We start from the raw sequence: 14,102 nt of genomic DNA on the forward strand, positions 1-14,102 counted from the left end.
CTCGGCCCTGGCCTATCAAACTCCGGCCGGATACGCTGCCGCCTGCACCCACCGATAACCGACTCTCACACAGCCCGGGTCAGTTCACGGGGTCACGCCACACCCACCCGGCCAAGACGAAGCCTGAGCTGGTGGCCCCATACCCCCGGCGAGGTCTACAGCTGGGATATCACGAAGCTCAAGGGCCCGCGGCGGGGTGTCTACTATGACCTGTACGTGATGATCGACATCTTCAGTCGGTACGTGGTCGGGTGGACCGTCGCCGCGACCGAGTCCGCAGAGCTGGCCACCGAGTTCATCGATAACGTCATCGCGACCTACGGCGCACCCAGGGTAGTGCATGCCGACCGGGGCACCTCGATGACCAGCAAATCCATCGCGCAGCCGCTCATCGACCTGGACGTGGCCCGCAGTCATTCCCGACCCTTGTGAGCAACGACAACCCGTTCAGCGAGGCCGCGTTCAAGACGCTCAAGTACTGCCCCGCGTTCCCCGACCACTTCGGCAGTATCGAGGACCCCCGAGCGTTGTGCGTGCAGTTCTTCAACTACCACCACCACGATCACTACCACTCCGGGCTGGGCCTACACACTCCCGCGTCCGTCCATTTCGGAATGGCCGAGCAAATCCGCGAGGGCCGTGCCGAGACCCTCACCGATGCCTACGCCCGACACCCGGAGCGATTCAGCCGACGCCCCCGAACCCACTCAAGCTGCCCGCCGCAGCGTGGATCAACCCACGCAACACGACCACCCGACTACAGACGACCTGAAGACTCAGTGTCCAAAAAGATCTTGACAGGTTCCGGAGCCGTACCCCGGATTCCCGGCGCCGCAGGACTGGACCGAGCAGATGCTCGATTAGTCGCGGCACAACATCGCGTTCGCAGCCCACTCAGGCGTGCTCTGGATCGGCACCTCAGATGGCACGTTGATAGCGTTCGATCTGGCCTCCATGGCCGGGACCGCACATCCAGTGTCGACGCCCCGGTGACCGCGCTTGCGAGAACCGCAACTGAGCGACTGCTCCTGGCCGACAGCGACGGCGACCTCGCACTGCTGTCGGTTCCAGGCGGGCCGGTCGCGGCCGACGCCGACGCGATCACGACGTTCCTCGACGCCACCGAACCGGTATATGCCGATGGGGACCTTGGGAGCAGCTCGAACTAACCGACGGCCTGCCCATTTGGAACCACGACGACCTCGACAACGTGACCGACGCCGACGATTCAGACCCGACCTGGCTGCGCATCCAGTCAGCGATCAACGAGGCCAGGGACGGTGAGCACAAGCCGTAGGCTCGTCTAGGGCGCGAACTGGGTGGCCGACAGATTGCGGGGTAAGGCTCACCGCCACCGCCTATTCGCGCCACGGGTCGTCGAGGCACCTCCGCCGAAGGACTACCCGTGGCGCCAAACGTTAGCCGAGCCCGTATGAGCCGACATGTATCCGGTTCGCTACCCGCTACCACGGGTTGACCGCACGCCGTATCGTTCTCAAAAACATGAAGGGGGTGTCGGTGACGGCCTGGGCGGGCGAGGTACAGGGCTGGGCTTGGCTGGACCACACCTCCGCGGCGGATGTAGGCCCTGAGCTGGGTCGTGCTTCCTCGCCTGTGCGGCTTGAACCCAGAAAGAGCGGCGAGTCTAAGCCGTGGAGCCTGTCCGGCGCCTACGGTCTGAGCGCCTTCCCCTGGCACACAGACGGGGCGATTTCGTCCGACCCGCCTCGGTGGCTGCTGCTGCAAGCCGTTGAACTGTCCGACTCGACTTGGACCGAACTCCTCGTTCCAGATGCGGACACTCTTGCCCGCCTACGGGGCACGACGCTGAGGGCCCTAGACCAGGTGGGGCGCGTAAAGTATCTTCCCGCTGTCATGCCCCTGGGTAACGGCAACTCGCGACTGAGGTGGGACCCCCGGACTTGCACACCCCGTACGGGATTGGCCATCAAGACCGTGGAGGATAAGCCACCAACCGCCTACGTCGAGTGGCGGCCGGGGCGCCTCCTTATCATCGACAACTTCCGGGTTCTGCACCGGCGCCCGGCAGTTCACGGTCAGACCAAGCGCGTGCTCGAGCGCACCTACGTATGGGATCACTGATGTGGGATTACGACAGCTTCATCGGTAAGGCCAAGGTGTACTTCGAACGCGCACGGGAACACCCAAGGCTCGACTACGAAGTCTTGGCGATATGGTTACTGCTCGGGCTGGAGTTCCTGCTTCGCGCGCCGCTTGCGCGAATTAGTACTACGCTACTGGCCGAGCCAGACTTCGCTCTTGATGCGGCGGGGTTTCCCTCTCCGGAGGGGACCGAGCCAAAGTCCATCGCATCGAAGACCGTGATCGTCCGCCTTCAGCGCGTCGTGGAAGGATTTACTCCATCGAGAGCCACTGACGCAAATTACTTGATCAACATTCGGAACAGAGAGTTGCACACCGGCTCCGTTGCCGTGGGGCTCGATAGCGATACTTGGCTTCCGCGGTTCATCAGGCTCGTTGACGTTATCTGCGCACATCTGACCCTTGAGCCGAAGGATCTGATCGGCAGCGAACTGCTGGCGCAGGGTCGAGCGCTCGTCGCGGACGAAGACAAGAAGCTTGTAGCGGAGGTCCAGAAGCGGATCGCTTCTGCCAGAGCCCATTTCCAACTCTTGCGTCCGGATGAAGTTGCGACCCGCCAACTCGATATTCCCGACGCTCGTGGGCAGTACGAGATGCTTCCCGGATTCGGTCCTGGCCCGAGCCCAGCAGCGGGCGCGGCATGGAGCAGGATTGTTGCCGAAACCGGGACTGCACCAGCATTTATCAGGTGCCCGGCCTGCGGTGCACAAGCGGCCGTCCGACTCCAACTTGTCAGGGCAACGAGTGAGCGACTCGAAGACGAGTCGATCTATCGTGACATCGTTTTCGTTGGTACTGGGATGACCTGCGTGGTATGTGGGCTCGAGCTTTCCAGCACTGCTGAAATGCACGCAGCAGGTCTTCCGCAGCAATACACACGTGAGGAGGAGGAGAGCCTCGAGGAGCGCTTCGGCGCGGCCTACGAAGGCGAGGATTATGGCAACGATTGAGCCGTAGAATCGCCCTACGAGACGGCGGATCCGATCGCCCGCCTCGTGAAGTAACCGGATTGAGCTTCCCTTCGTTCGTTAGTTCAGAGAAAGGGGCCCCGTCGCTTCGCGTGGGTGGCGCGCCGGTCGTGGGCCAGGCGAGGATCGCAACCGGCGCAGCTCGCCCGGGCACGCAAGCCTTCGTTGCTCAACTTGGCCTGCTGGCCGGGCGAGGTAGCCAACGTCCAGTGTTCGAGGTAGTCCTCGAACAGCCGGGCCGAGTTAAGCCGGTCGCCTTTCCAGTGGAGTCCGTTGTAGCGTCCGCTGGCCGCGAGGACCTCAGGCGGCGGCCGGGTTGGGAGGGTCATAGGGGTTGGCTTGACGGGTATTTGTAGTAGGCGCCGTAGAGGTCGACGAGTAGGTCGACGGTTGCTCCTCCGCCGTTGTAGAGGTCGATGGAGCCGTTGGCGCCGACTGGGGTGATGGCCATGTTCGCGGCGGTCTTCCCGCCCGCGAAATCCAGGCTCGACGTGCCTCCACGTGCGCGCGGTATATATCCGATATCCCGTTTAGAGAACGAAATATATAACCTTGCTAATTGCGTGGACCGTGAGCATAGGGCAACTTCACATGGATTGTCCCTCCCCGAGCGTCGCTCCGCAATGCGCCGCCTTAGAAGTCCTAACAAAATGGATCTTGGTGTTTCGTCCTGGATGGATGGTCGATATGATCATGACTCGTGAGGAAGGGTGAGCAGCCTCCGTGGATCGTGCCGGACGGGCTGTGGGAACGGATCGAGCCGCTGATTCCCAAGGTCGAGCGCTCATACCGCAACCCTGGGCCGCCGACGGCTACCCGACCGCAAGGTGCTGTGCGGGATCCTGTTCGTGCTCTACACCGGCATCGCCTGGGAGTTCCTTCCTCAACAGTTGGGGTTTGGGTCCGGGATGACCTGCTGGCGCCGGCTGAGCGAGTGGCACGAAGCCGGTGTATGGCGACGCCTACACGAGGTATTGCTGACCGAACTGCACGCCGCGGACAAGCTGGACTGGTCCAAGGCGGTGGTCGACGGCTCACATCTACGGGCCACGAAGGGCGGCCCAAAACGGGACCGAGCCCGGTCGACCGCGCCAGGACCGGCTCGAAACACCACGTCATCTCCGACGGCGCCGGCATCCCCTCGCAGTCAGCCTTACCGGCGGCAACCGTAACGACGTCACCCAACTCCTCCCACTGATCGACGCCATCCCGCCGGTACGCGGCAAACGAGGACGCCCCCGCCGCCCCGAGGACCTGTACGCCGACCGCGGCTACGACCACGACAAGTACCGCCAAGCGGTCCGCGCCAAAGGCATCACCCCACACATCGCACATCGCGGCACCGAACACGGCACCGGCCTCGGCAAGCACCGGTGGGTCATCGAGCAGAGCATCGCGCTACTGCACTGGTTCCGACGACTACGCTTCCGCTGGGAAATCCGCGACGACATCCGCGAAGCGTTCATGTCACTCGCCTGCGGCATCATCTGCTACCGCAGACTCATCAGATGATCATTCTGTTAGGACTTCTTAGCGGGCCGGGTTATCGAGATCGCTGACGCGACCAAACTAAACCGGAGCATGTTCCGTGTCGAGCGCCGTGACTGACGGCGTGGGTGGTTCGCCATCATCTTCCACTCGCGCACTCGGTCGACACGAACGCTGCGACCTGCTGTTCTGGCCCATCGCTGACCGCAACCCCGAGCCACGGTACGGGAACCACGCCGCTGACCCTGGTGTACCGAGTGTCCGCGACTTCGCCGAAGGGGGTGTCGTACTGCGACACCTCGGTCGCCTGCGGTTTCTCCCCACTGGCGGCCAGATAGTCCCCGGCGCTGGCTAAGGTTTCGCGGCGACCTCCTCGATGATCAGACCTTCTGCAACCGTCAGATGACGGATCATCGATCGAACGCCACTCTGATGGACCTGCTTCATACCCATGCGACCGCGTGCAGCGGTCAACCAGTGTGGTATGGCCATAGGTTGACAGGGGTTGACTATTAGTTGGTCGGCGTTGCGACGACGATTCCTGAACGGAAGGCTGGTGCTATGAAGTACGCAGACGCAGTGGAGCGCGCGACCCACGACCTCAAGAGCGACTTTGGGCCCGAGTCGATCGCGATACGCGCAGCGGTACGGCTCGCGATCCACGCCGCATACGCCGTCGATCCGACGGGGCCTCAAGCAAGCGACTGGGCACTGTTCCTCACCGCCATCGGAGCTGTAAGCGACGCCCTTGTGCTCTATGACCCGCCGCTGATCATCAGTATCGATGAGACCACTCTGCAGGACACATCCGTCGTTCGTCGGGACACCATCAAACTCGTCAAAACCACCGCTGAGCGGCTACACGAGCAGAGCTTCGATACCACCGCGAGCACTGAGTTGCGCTGGCAATGGGAGATCGCCTCGGTCGACCTTCAGAAGGCAACGGTGTTACTAGCAGGGCCGATGTGACCTACGGCTACTGGCTCGACCAAGCCGCCGCGGCCCTCGACGAATGCCGCACCATCATTCGCGGAGGGCTCCGAGGCGGCTACGCACGTGCACCAGCCATCATCGGAGCCCGCTCCGGCGTCTACCGCACCCTCGCTCGAATCGCCGTGATCCTCACCGGACCAACCGCCCACCCCCCGACCATCACCACCGCCGACTACCTCATCAACCGCCGCCATAGGATCGTGGACACCGACCCCGCCATCATCCTCGGTACCGGCCTCCAGGCAGCCGCGCAGACCGACGCCCGGCTCCCCACCGCAGCGACGATCGACGACCCCGTCATCCATCAACTCAACCGAGCACGCGAAGCACTCGCCACCGCCGGCGACGTTCTCGCCAGCCACCTCGGCTGGCGCGTCGGCGGCCCCACAACACCCGAAGGGCAAGCGATCGCGCAGGGTACCGGCACACGCAACGCGGTCGCCGACATCGCCACCCTCGCCATCACCGCCGTCGCCATCGACCGGGCCCTCCTGCGATGGCTCAACAGCCACACCGCATCACAAACGCTGCGACCACTCTACGAAGACACCACCGCGACGATGACCTGGTGGACGACCAGCAACTACCCCGCCACCCTGCGACAGCTCGCTCGTTCCTCCAGAAATGACTCCATCGTCAGATTCCTCGACGTCGCCCCAGCGACCGAATCCTCAACCGGACCCCGCCAGATCCGGAGCCTGACGGATGTCTCCACGATCCTCGACTCAATCCGTGCCTGGATGACCCAACACCCGCAAGACACCAGCCTCCGACACATCCGCGCGGCAACCCGACTCGCCCTCACCATCGCGACCACAGCGGATACCCTGAACGTTGTCCCCGCCGGCAAACACCGCGCCCGACGATGGCTGGCAGCCGCAAACAGCCTCGAAGGCATCGCCGATCTACTCGGTCCCATTCACCCGACAATCAGCCAGGACCTGAAGAAGGCCACAGACTGGCTACGCGATCACTACACCCCAGGCCAGCTACCAGAGTCTCCCGCGACCCTACAGAAGACAGAACTGCTCAATCTCACCCTGAAGCTCCCCGATCTCGCCGCCCAGCTCCACATCGTGGCGCACGACCTGCTCCATCGTGGGCAACTACTCGTCTGTCACAGACTGCTCGACTCGATGCCAAGGAACGGGCTGTTCCACGCAACAACCACCTGGAGTCACGCTCGCCCGAACGAATCCGCCACCGCCATCCTCCTCAACCGCCTCCGTAACGTCGCCGTCGGCCAATCCCTCTACCCAAACCTCGCCAAGACGCCGGTCCCAGTCGCCACGCCCTTCGACGCCGGACACACATCCGGCGCACCAGAGCCCACGACGGCCGAACCGGCACCCACGATCTCCGACACCGGTGGGCAACGGCCCGATACCAGCGCCCATGCCAGATGGGCACCCTCCTGGGCATCGCTGACCGAAGACGTTGGTGTGCTCGTCCACAGCATCAGCACCGACCGCCGAACCACCACATCCACGACCGGCAGACATCAGCCGCGATCATCCAATCCGCCGCCACCAGAGATCGCCGAGCCATCCCCACATGAACCGGATCTGGCCTGACATCGCCCGCATGCTACACACTCGGCGATTCGGCCCCCGAAACCCGATCGCTCCGCGCCTGAACGTCGGCATCCACCCTGCGATAGGGAACCCCGGCGAAGGCGAAACCATTCGGGGATGGACCCTCCGGCCCCGCCCCGACCCCGACCGGGGAGCCGAGACGCTCGTAGAGCCGAACAGCGCCGGGTGGTCGCCGGGAGGGCGTGGTCAGGCTCGCGGCGGAGTCATCCGGGTCAACAGCGCCGCCGACGCGGCCCGACCGACAGCCGCCAGATACGAGCCGGCGACCAGGTGATACTGGCTGTCCCGGAGGTGCTCGTAGGGATCCTCGGCACGGTACGACCCGGACCAGTTCTCCTCCGCACGGGCGAGCAACCCGACCGCCTGCTCCAACAGCGGCACGACACCGTGGAAACCGCCGTCCACGGACCAGTCGGCCGGCGGCCGGTAACTCAGCAGCGGCGTCCCCAGGTCCGGTGCGCCGGCCGCCGCCGCGGCGGCGAAGGCCGGCAGCTGCCGCAGCGCGTCCGCCCAGACCTCGGCACCGGTGCGGCCAAACAGCGCCATCGCCGCGGACGGTGCCAACCACGGCGGTTCCTCACGCTTGGACAGGGCGGCGCACCGGGCGGCGATCTCATCGACAAGCTGCGGCAGCCGGTGCAGATCGGCGTCACGTACCGCGTCCGGCACCGGCCGGTCGGCCAGCGTCGCCCGCACATCCCGCTGCCCATCACCGGCCCACGCCACCGCGTTGCGCAGCATCGTCGCGGCGATACCGACGTCATCCATGGCCAGCGACGAGCCGAACTCCGGATGCGACCCGAACAACACCACCTTTCCCGCGCCGAACTCCCCCGCGACAATGTTCGCCACGCCCGCCTCGACCGCCTGATCGATCAACCGCGGCGCGGTGGCCGGCTGAAGGAACTCCTCCGCGGGCGTGAACTTCGACGTCGGACCGCCGACGCGGGCCAGCGCGTGACCGCCGACGAACAGCGGCCCGTTGTAATGCGTAATCCGGAACGTGGCCGGCATCCCGGCCATCACCGGATGCTCCGGCGCGGCGTTGACCGCCTCCAACTCCCCGATACCCGGCGACTGGATCACCCCGAGAACCGACTCGCCGTCGTTCCACACCCGCGCCTCCAGCAGGCACAGCTCCGCCTGCTCGGGGCAGACCCGCAGGAACCGGGCCGGAACCGTGGCCGCGTCATAGCTACCCGCACACGATCCGATGTACGTGCCGCCGCCGGCGACATAGTCGCGGATCGACCGGCACCCGACCGCACCCAGCGGTTCCAACTGCCCCTGCATCGCCCGGTAGCCACCGCCGGGCATGACGAACGCGTCGAAGCCGGCCAGCGCGCCGCCGATGATGTCGGCGGGGAACACGAACGCCACCGCGTGCCCGGCCCGGGCCAGGATCGCCGCGTGGTGATAAGGCGAACCACCCGCGCCATACAGGGCGATGCGCGCCATCAACGTCCTCCGATCGTGATCGCCTGGTCGGCCTCAAACCATGTGTCCGGTGCACGTTCGGTGATGTGGCAGCGGGCCAGGTCGCCGGACGGTCGTGGCGACAGCGCCGGCGGCTGCTGCGCGCAGACCTCCTCAGCCAGCCAGCACCGGCCGCGGAACCGGCAGCCCGGGTCCGCGTCGCTGAGCGGGACCGGATCGCCGATCGCGATCGGCTGGTACGGCTGGGTGGGGTCGGCCGGCGGGATCGCGGACAGCAACGCCCTGGTGTACGGGTGCTGCGGATGGGTGTAGACGTCCTCGATCGGCCCCAACTCGATGATCTCGCCCTGGCACATCACCGCGACCCGGTCGCTGATCTGCTGCACCACCCCGAGATCGTGGGAGATGAACACCATCGCCACCGAGGTCTGCCGCTGGACCTCGGCGAGCAGGTCGAGGATCTGCGCCTGCACGGAGACATCCAGCGCGGAGACCGGTTCGTCGGCGACGATGACCTTCGGGTGGACGGCGAGCGCGGTCGCGATGCCGACCCGCTGGCGCAGTCCGCCGCTGAGTTCATGCGGGTAGCAGCGGCGGTACCGGTCGGGCAGGGCGGTCTGGTCCATCAGCTCCCGGACCCGTTCCCGCCGCTGGTCCAGGGTGCCGATGCGGTGGATGTCCAGCGGTTCCCGGATGATGTCCTCGATGCGCTGCCGGGGGTTGAGCGACGAGTACGGGTCCTGGAAGATCACTTGAAGGTCCCGGGTGAGCGCCCGCCGCCCGGCGGGTGGCAGTGCGGTGATGTCGCGGCCGTCGAAGGTGATGGTGCCGGAGGTTGGCGGCATCAGGCCCAGGATCATCCGGCCGAGGGTGCTCTTGCCGGAACCGGATTCACCGACGATGGCCAACGTCTCGCCGGGCGCCACGCCGAGGCTCACGTCGCGGACCGCGACCAGCGGCTCGTGCGTCGCCCCGGTGAGCTTCGCGGCCAGGCTGGCGTGGCGGGGGAACTCCTTGCGGAGAGCCTCGACGCGCAGCAGTTCCGGGTGCTGGTCGCTCACCGCTCACCTCCGGCGGTGTCGGTGGCGGCCGTGAGGCCGCCGGTCGGCGCGGTCGCCGGCTGGTCGCCGGAACCGGCGGGCAGTGACGGGTCGCGGTGCTCCGCGACCGTCCGGCGGGACGGCAGCGAGGCGAGCAGGCGGCGGGTGTAGGAGTGACGCGGATGGGCGAACAGCTCCTCGACCGTGCCGCGCTCGACGATGACACCACCGTTCATGACGACCACCTGGCTGCACAGTTGGGCCACGACCCCGAGATCGTGGGTGATCAGCGCCATGGAACTGCCCGCGTCGTCGATCAGTGCCCGCAGCAGCCGGATCACCTGAGCCTGCACCGTGACATCCAGCGCCGAGGTGGGCTCGTCGGCGATGACCAGCTTCGGGCTCAACGCGAGCGCCATGGCGATCACGACCCGCTGGTTCATGCCGCCGCTGAGCTGATGAGGGTACGCCTTCAGGCGGGTCTCGGGCGCCGGGATGCCGACCTTCGCCAGCCACGCGACCGCTTCCCGGCGGGCCGCGTCGCGCCCGAGCCCGCGGTGGCGGCGCAGCAGCGCCGTCAGCTGGGTGCCGACGGTGAAGCACGGGTCCAGGGCGGTCGACGCGTTCTGGACGATGGTGGACAGCGCGGTGCCGCGCAGCCGGCGCAGTTTCTTCTCCGGCAGGCCGAGCAGTTCGTCGCCGTCGAACCGGATGGCGCCGCTGGCGTGGGCGCCGGCCGGCAGCAACCCGAGCAGGGCCAGTCCGAGGGTGGTCTTGCCGGATCCGGACTCGCCGACGATGCCGAGCACCTCGCCACGGCCGAGGGTGAACGAGACACCGTCGACGGCGTGGTGCGGTGAGCCGCCGTAGCGGACGGCGAGGTCACGGACCTCCAGCAGCGCGCTCATCGGGCGATCGCCCGCTTCTTCGGGTCGAGCCACTCCTGCATCCCGTCCCCGACGAGGGTGAACCCGAGGACGACCAGCAGGATGGCCACGGCGGGATCGGCGACCACCCACGGTGAGGAGGCCATGAAGTCGCGGCCGGCCGACAGCATCAGCCCGAGCGACGGGGTCGGTGGCTGCACGCCGAGGCCGATGAAGCTCAGCGCCGCTTCGAGCAGGATGGAGACCGCCATCAGGATGGTCGCCTGGACGATGACCGGGCCGAGGCTGTTCGGGGTGATGTGCCGCAGCACCAGCCGCCAGTAGGAGGCGCCGCGTGCTCGGGCCGCCTCGACGAAACTCTGCCTGCTGGTCTCCAGGGCGGCGGCGCGCATCACCCGGGCGATGATCGGTGTGTAGACGATGCCGATGGCCAGCAGCAGCACCAGCGTGCCGGGGCCGAACAGGGCGACCACCACGATCGCCAGCAGCAGTGCCGGGAAAGCCATCAGCACATCCAGCACCCGCATGATCAGACCGCCGAGTCGGGGCGAGCCGGTGGCGGCCAGCAGGCCGAGCGGGCAGCCGATGAGCAGTGCCAGTGCCACGGAGCCCAGCGAGACGGCCAGGGAGATGCGGTACCCCTCCGCCAGTCGGGTCAGCAGATCGCGACCGAGCTGGTCGGCACCGAGAAGCCGGCCCGCGCCCGGTCCGGCCAACGAATCCTGAGCCTGCAGGCGGGTCGCGCCGCCCGGGTCGAGCAACGGCACGATGATCGCCACGAGCAGCACGATGGCCAGCAGGACCAGGCCGGTGGCCAGGCTCCTGCTGTGGGTCAGGGTGCGCAGCCAGGGCCGGCGAGCCGTGGTCGCGTCGCCGGGCGCGGCAGATCCCGGTGGCGCGGCCCCGGGAAGCGGGGCCGGGTCCGCGGCGAGGATGTCGGGAACGCTCACGCCCCTGCCCTCCGAAGCTTGGGGTTGAGTACGGTGTACAGCAGGTCGGAAATCAGGTTCACCAGGATGAAGCCGACCACGAAGATCAGGACGCAGGCTTGGACGACCGGGTAGTTGCGGTTGAGCATCGCCTGCACGATCAGCTGCCCCACACCGGGGATGGCGAAGAGCTGCTCGACCACGATCGTGCCGCCGAGCAGGTAGCCGACCTGGAGGCCGGCGACAGTCACGATCGGGATGGCGGCGTTGCGCAGCGCCCGCCCGAACACGATGGACACCGGGCTCATCCCGCCCGCCCGGGCGAAGCGCACGTAGTCGGTGTGCAGCACCTCCAGCATCGCCGAACGGGTCACCCTCGCCAGTACTCCGCCCAGACCGAGGGCCAGCGCGATCGCGGGCAGGATCAGCGACCGTAGGTTGTCGCCGAGTGAGGTGCTGACCGCGACGTATCCCGAGGAGGGCGCAAGCCCCAGGGTCAGAGCGAACAGCAGGATACCCAGGATGCCGAAGACGAAATCGGGTACCGCGATGGTCAGAACGCTCAGGCCCTGCACCACCTTGGCCACGATGCCGCCCTGACGGACCGCGGCGAGCACCCCGGCGGGGATGGCCACCACGGCGGCGAGGACGAACGCGATACCGGCCAGTTCCAGGGTCACCGGGAGCCGGGCGCCGAGCTCCGCGGTGATCGACTGGTTGGTGATGTAGTCGTGGCCGAAGTCCCCGCGTACCACGCCGGAGACCCAGGAGCCGAACTGTGCCCATAGTGGACGGTTGAGGCCGAGGTCGGCGCGGACCTGGCGGATACCGGCGGGCGTGGCGTTGGCGCCCAGGATGGCACTTGCCGGGTCGCCGGGCACGAGGCGCAGGATCAGGAAGACGATGACCGCGGTGCCGACCAGGATCGGAATGGTCATCAGCAGCCGGCGGGTGATCACTGCGACTTCCACATGTCCTCGACCCGGATCTCCAGGGACGGCAGCGCCTCGGCGCCGTGCAGCTTCGGCGTCGTCCAGTACTGCTGCTGCCGGTTGGCCAGGAAGATGAACGGCGACTCGGTCTGGAACGCGTTGACCAGCTCCGGGTAGACCTGCTTGCGGACGCTCTGGTCGGCCTCGAAGGTGAACTTGGCCAGGGCGGCGTCGAGGGTGGGGCTCTTGTAGGCGCTGAGGTTGAAGCCGGACTGCGAGTAGCCGAGCAGGTAGTAGGTCAACGCCGGGTCCAGCGAGGCACTGAAGTAGGTGACGCTGATGCCGTACTGCTGCTTGGCCATCAGGCCGAAGTACTCCGACGACGACGCGGTCTGGATGTGCAGGTTCAGGCCGATCTTCTTCAACTGCGACTGCAGGATCTGCGCGATCAGCGTGTAGGAGGAGTCCTCCTGCTCGACCAGGATCGTCACATCCGTGCTGGCCAGCTTCGCCTGGCTGAGCAGCGATTTGGCCTTGTCCAGGTCGGGGCCGCCCTTGTACGGGCTGACGCCGGTGTAGAACGGATTCGGCGGTGACACCGCCTCGGTCGCCTCGGTCGCGGCACCGAAGAACGCCAACTTGACGACTTCGGAGCGGTCGATGGCCCAGTTGACCGCCTGACGCACCCGGATGTCGTTGAACGGCGGGGCGGTCGTGTTGAGCAGAACCAGGTACGGGAAGTAGGCGCGGGCCGGGGTGTGCGCGATGCTGGTCGACTTCATCAGCGCGGGGATCTGCTGCTGCGGGACGGTCTGGATCCAGTCGAACTGGCCGGTCTGCAGGCCGGACAGCCGCACGGTGTCGTCACCGACCGACTGGAAGGTCACCTCGTCGAGGTACGGCTGGTTCGACTTGAAGTACTTGTCCCACCGTTGCAGGGTGACGTGGCTACCCTTGACCCACTCCCCCATCTTGTACGGTCCGGTGCCGACGGCGGTCTGCTTCGGGTCGCTGGTGGAGACCGCCTTCTCGTTCACGATGTCCACCAGGCTGGCCATCGTGGCCTCCATCGGCCCGTACGGCTTGGACAGGTGGATGCGGCAGGTGTGCGGGTCGACCACCTCGACCGAGGAGAAGAATCCGACGAAGGCGGCCAGCCCGTGCGACGGGTCCTTCATCCGGTTGATGGTGTACGCGACATCCTTGGCGGTGAACGGCTCACCGTTGTGGAAGACCGCGTTGTCAACCAGTTCAAAGATCCAGGTCTGCGCGTCCTCCTGCTTCCAGGACGCGGCGAGGTTCGGCTTGAAGTTGAAGTTGGCGTCGACCTCGAGCAGTTCACTGAAGACGTTCTGGTAGACCTGCAGCGACGAGTACAGCTGCCCGTCGGCCGGATCCATGTTGACCGGGTTGTCCTGGATGGCGAGTACCGCCTTGCCGCCACGCACGGGCGTACCGGCACTCGCCGAGCCACTGGTCGACGTGGTGGACACCTTGCCGCAGCCAGCGAGCAACGGTGAGGCGAAGGCGGAGACGAGTGCTGTGGCGCCGAGTCCCTTGAGCAGGGTACGGCGATCCGAGGTGTAGTTGCCCATGGTGATTCTCCCGATCAACGCCCTGAGCCGGTCAGGATCTGTCGACTATGAAAAAGAGGCGCGACGCGTCACGGCATCACAACCCTGGCACGGCACTGTGCGCCGCGCGAAGCC

The 14,102-nt window shown here is 66.4% G+C and carries 12 protein-coding genes and 2 pseudogenes; 7 read left to right on the forward strand and 7 right to left on the reverse strand.

The features are described 5' to 3' along the window. Nucleotides 1-104: 104 nt before the first annotated feature. The 4 genes and pseudogenes from Raf01_RS50330 to Raf01_RS46485 all read left to right on the forward strand — a co-directional run. Nucleotides 105-772, forward strand: a pseudogene (locus tag Raf01_RS50330) (transposase); the annotation flags it as partial. A 217-nt stretch (nt 773-989) separates the two neighbouring features. Continuing rightward, nucleotides 990-1,169, forward strand: coding sequence for a hypothetical protein (locus Raf01_RS46475; protein ID WP_203924587.1), 180 nt, complete (start codon nt 990-992; stop codon nt 1,167-1,169). A gap of 706 nt (nt 1,170-1,875) precedes the next feature. Beyond that, a complete protein-coding gene (locus Raf01_RS51140) occupies nt 1,876-2,103 on the forward strand; it encodes a TauD/TfdA family dioxygenase (RefSeq protein WP_373319782.1) in 228 nt (75 codons plus the stop codon). After that, nucleotides 2,103-3,074, forward strand: a complete 972-nt coding sequence (locus Raf01_RS46485) for a hypothetical protein (protein WP_203924589.1) — start codon at nt 2,103-2,105, stop codon at nt 3,072-3,074. Before Raf01_RS51140 ends, Raf01_RS46485 begins: the two co-directional genes overlap by 1 nt. A gap of 343 nt (nt 3,075-3,417) precedes the next feature. On the opposite strand, the gene Raf01_RS50745 is transcribed toward Raf01_RS46485, so the two are convergent. Next, nucleotides 3,418-3,543 (reverse strand): hypothetical protein, encoded by a 126-nt coding sequence (locus tag Raf01_RS50745; RefSeq protein ID WP_275413210.1) that lies wholly within the window; start codon nt 3,541-3,543, stop codon nt 3,418-3,420. 276 nt (nt 3,544-3,819) lie between these two features. Between Raf01_RS50745 and Raf01_RS46490 the strand changes: the two are divergent. The 3 genes and pseudogenes from Raf01_RS46490 (at nt 3,820) to Raf01_RS46500 (ending at nt 7,147) form a co-directional block, all read left to right on the forward strand. Further along, nucleotides 3,820-4,604, forward strand: a pseudogene (locus Raf01_RS46490) (IS5 family transposase). Between the two features lie 537 nt (nt 4,605-5,141). Then, nucleotides 5,142-5,549, forward strand: a complete 408-nt coding sequence (locus tag Raf01_RS46495; protein WP_203924590.1) for a hypothetical protein — start codon at nt 5,142-5,144, stop codon at nt 5,547-5,549. Next, on the forward strand, nt 5,546-7,147 hold the full coding sequence (locus Raf01_RS46500; protein ID WP_203924591.1) for a hypothetical protein: 1,602 nt from the start codon (nt 5,546-5,548) through the stop codon (nt 7,145-7,147). Before Raf01_RS46495 ends, Raf01_RS46500 begins: the two co-directional genes overlap by 4 nt. A 207-nt stretch (nt 7,148-7,354) precedes the next feature. Here Raf01_RS46500 and Raf01_RS46505 read toward each other — a convergent pair whose 3' ends face one another. Genes Raf01_RS46505 through Raf01_RS46530 form a run of 6 tightly spaced genes read right to left on the reverse strand, consistent with a single transcriptional unit; the run spans nt 7,355 to nt 13,988 of the window. Then, nucleotides 7,355-8,626 (reverse strand): BPL-N domain-containing protein, encoded by a 1,272-nt coding sequence (locus Raf01_RS46505; RefSeq protein WP_203924592.1) that lies wholly within the window; start codon nt 8,624-8,626, stop codon nt 7,355-7,357. Beyond that, on the reverse strand, nt 8,626-9,666 hold the full coding sequence (locus tag Raf01_RS46510; RefSeq protein WP_203924593.1) for an ABC transporter ATP-binding protein: 1,041 nt from the start codon (nt 9,664-9,666) through the stop codon (nt 8,626-8,628). The genes Raf01_RS46505 and Raf01_RS46510 overlap by 1 nt, the downstream gene beginning before the upstream one ends. Beyond that, the gene (locus Raf01_RS46515; RefSeq protein ID WP_203924594.1) at nt 9,663-10,553 is read right to left on the reverse strand and encodes an ABC transporter ATP-binding protein; all 891 of its coding nucleotides are present in this window, start codon (nt 10,551-10,553) and stop codon (nt 9,663-9,665) included. The genes Raf01_RS46510 and Raf01_RS46515 overlap by 4 nt, the downstream gene beginning before the upstream one ends. Continuing rightward, nucleotides 10,550-11,482 (reverse strand): ABC transporter permease, encoded by a 933-nt coding sequence (locus Raf01_RS46520; protein ID WP_203924595.1) that lies wholly within the window; start codon nt 11,480-11,482, stop codon nt 10,550-10,552. The genes Raf01_RS46515 and Raf01_RS46520 overlap by 4 nt, the downstream gene beginning before the upstream one ends. Continuing rightward, nucleotides 11,479-12,420 (reverse strand): ABC transporter permease, encoded by a 942-nt coding sequence (locus tag Raf01_RS46525; RefSeq protein WP_203924596.1) that lies wholly within the window; start codon nt 12,418-12,420, stop codon nt 11,479-11,481. The genes Raf01_RS46520 and Raf01_RS46525 overlap by 4 nt, the downstream gene beginning before the upstream one ends. Next, a complete protein-coding gene (locus Raf01_RS46530) occupies nt 12,417-13,988 on the reverse strand; it encodes an ABC transporter substrate-binding protein (RefSeq protein WP_203924597.1) in 1,572 nt (523 codons plus the stop codon). Before Raf01_RS46530 ends, Raf01_RS46525 begins: the two co-directional genes overlap by 4 nt. Nucleotides 13,989-14,102: the final 114 nt, after the last annotated feature.

Source organism: Rugosimonospora africana (assembly GCF_016862975.1).
Classification (GTDB): Bacteria; Actinomycetota; Actinomycetes; order Mycobacteriales; family Micromonosporaceae; genus Rugosimonospora; species Rugosimonospora africana.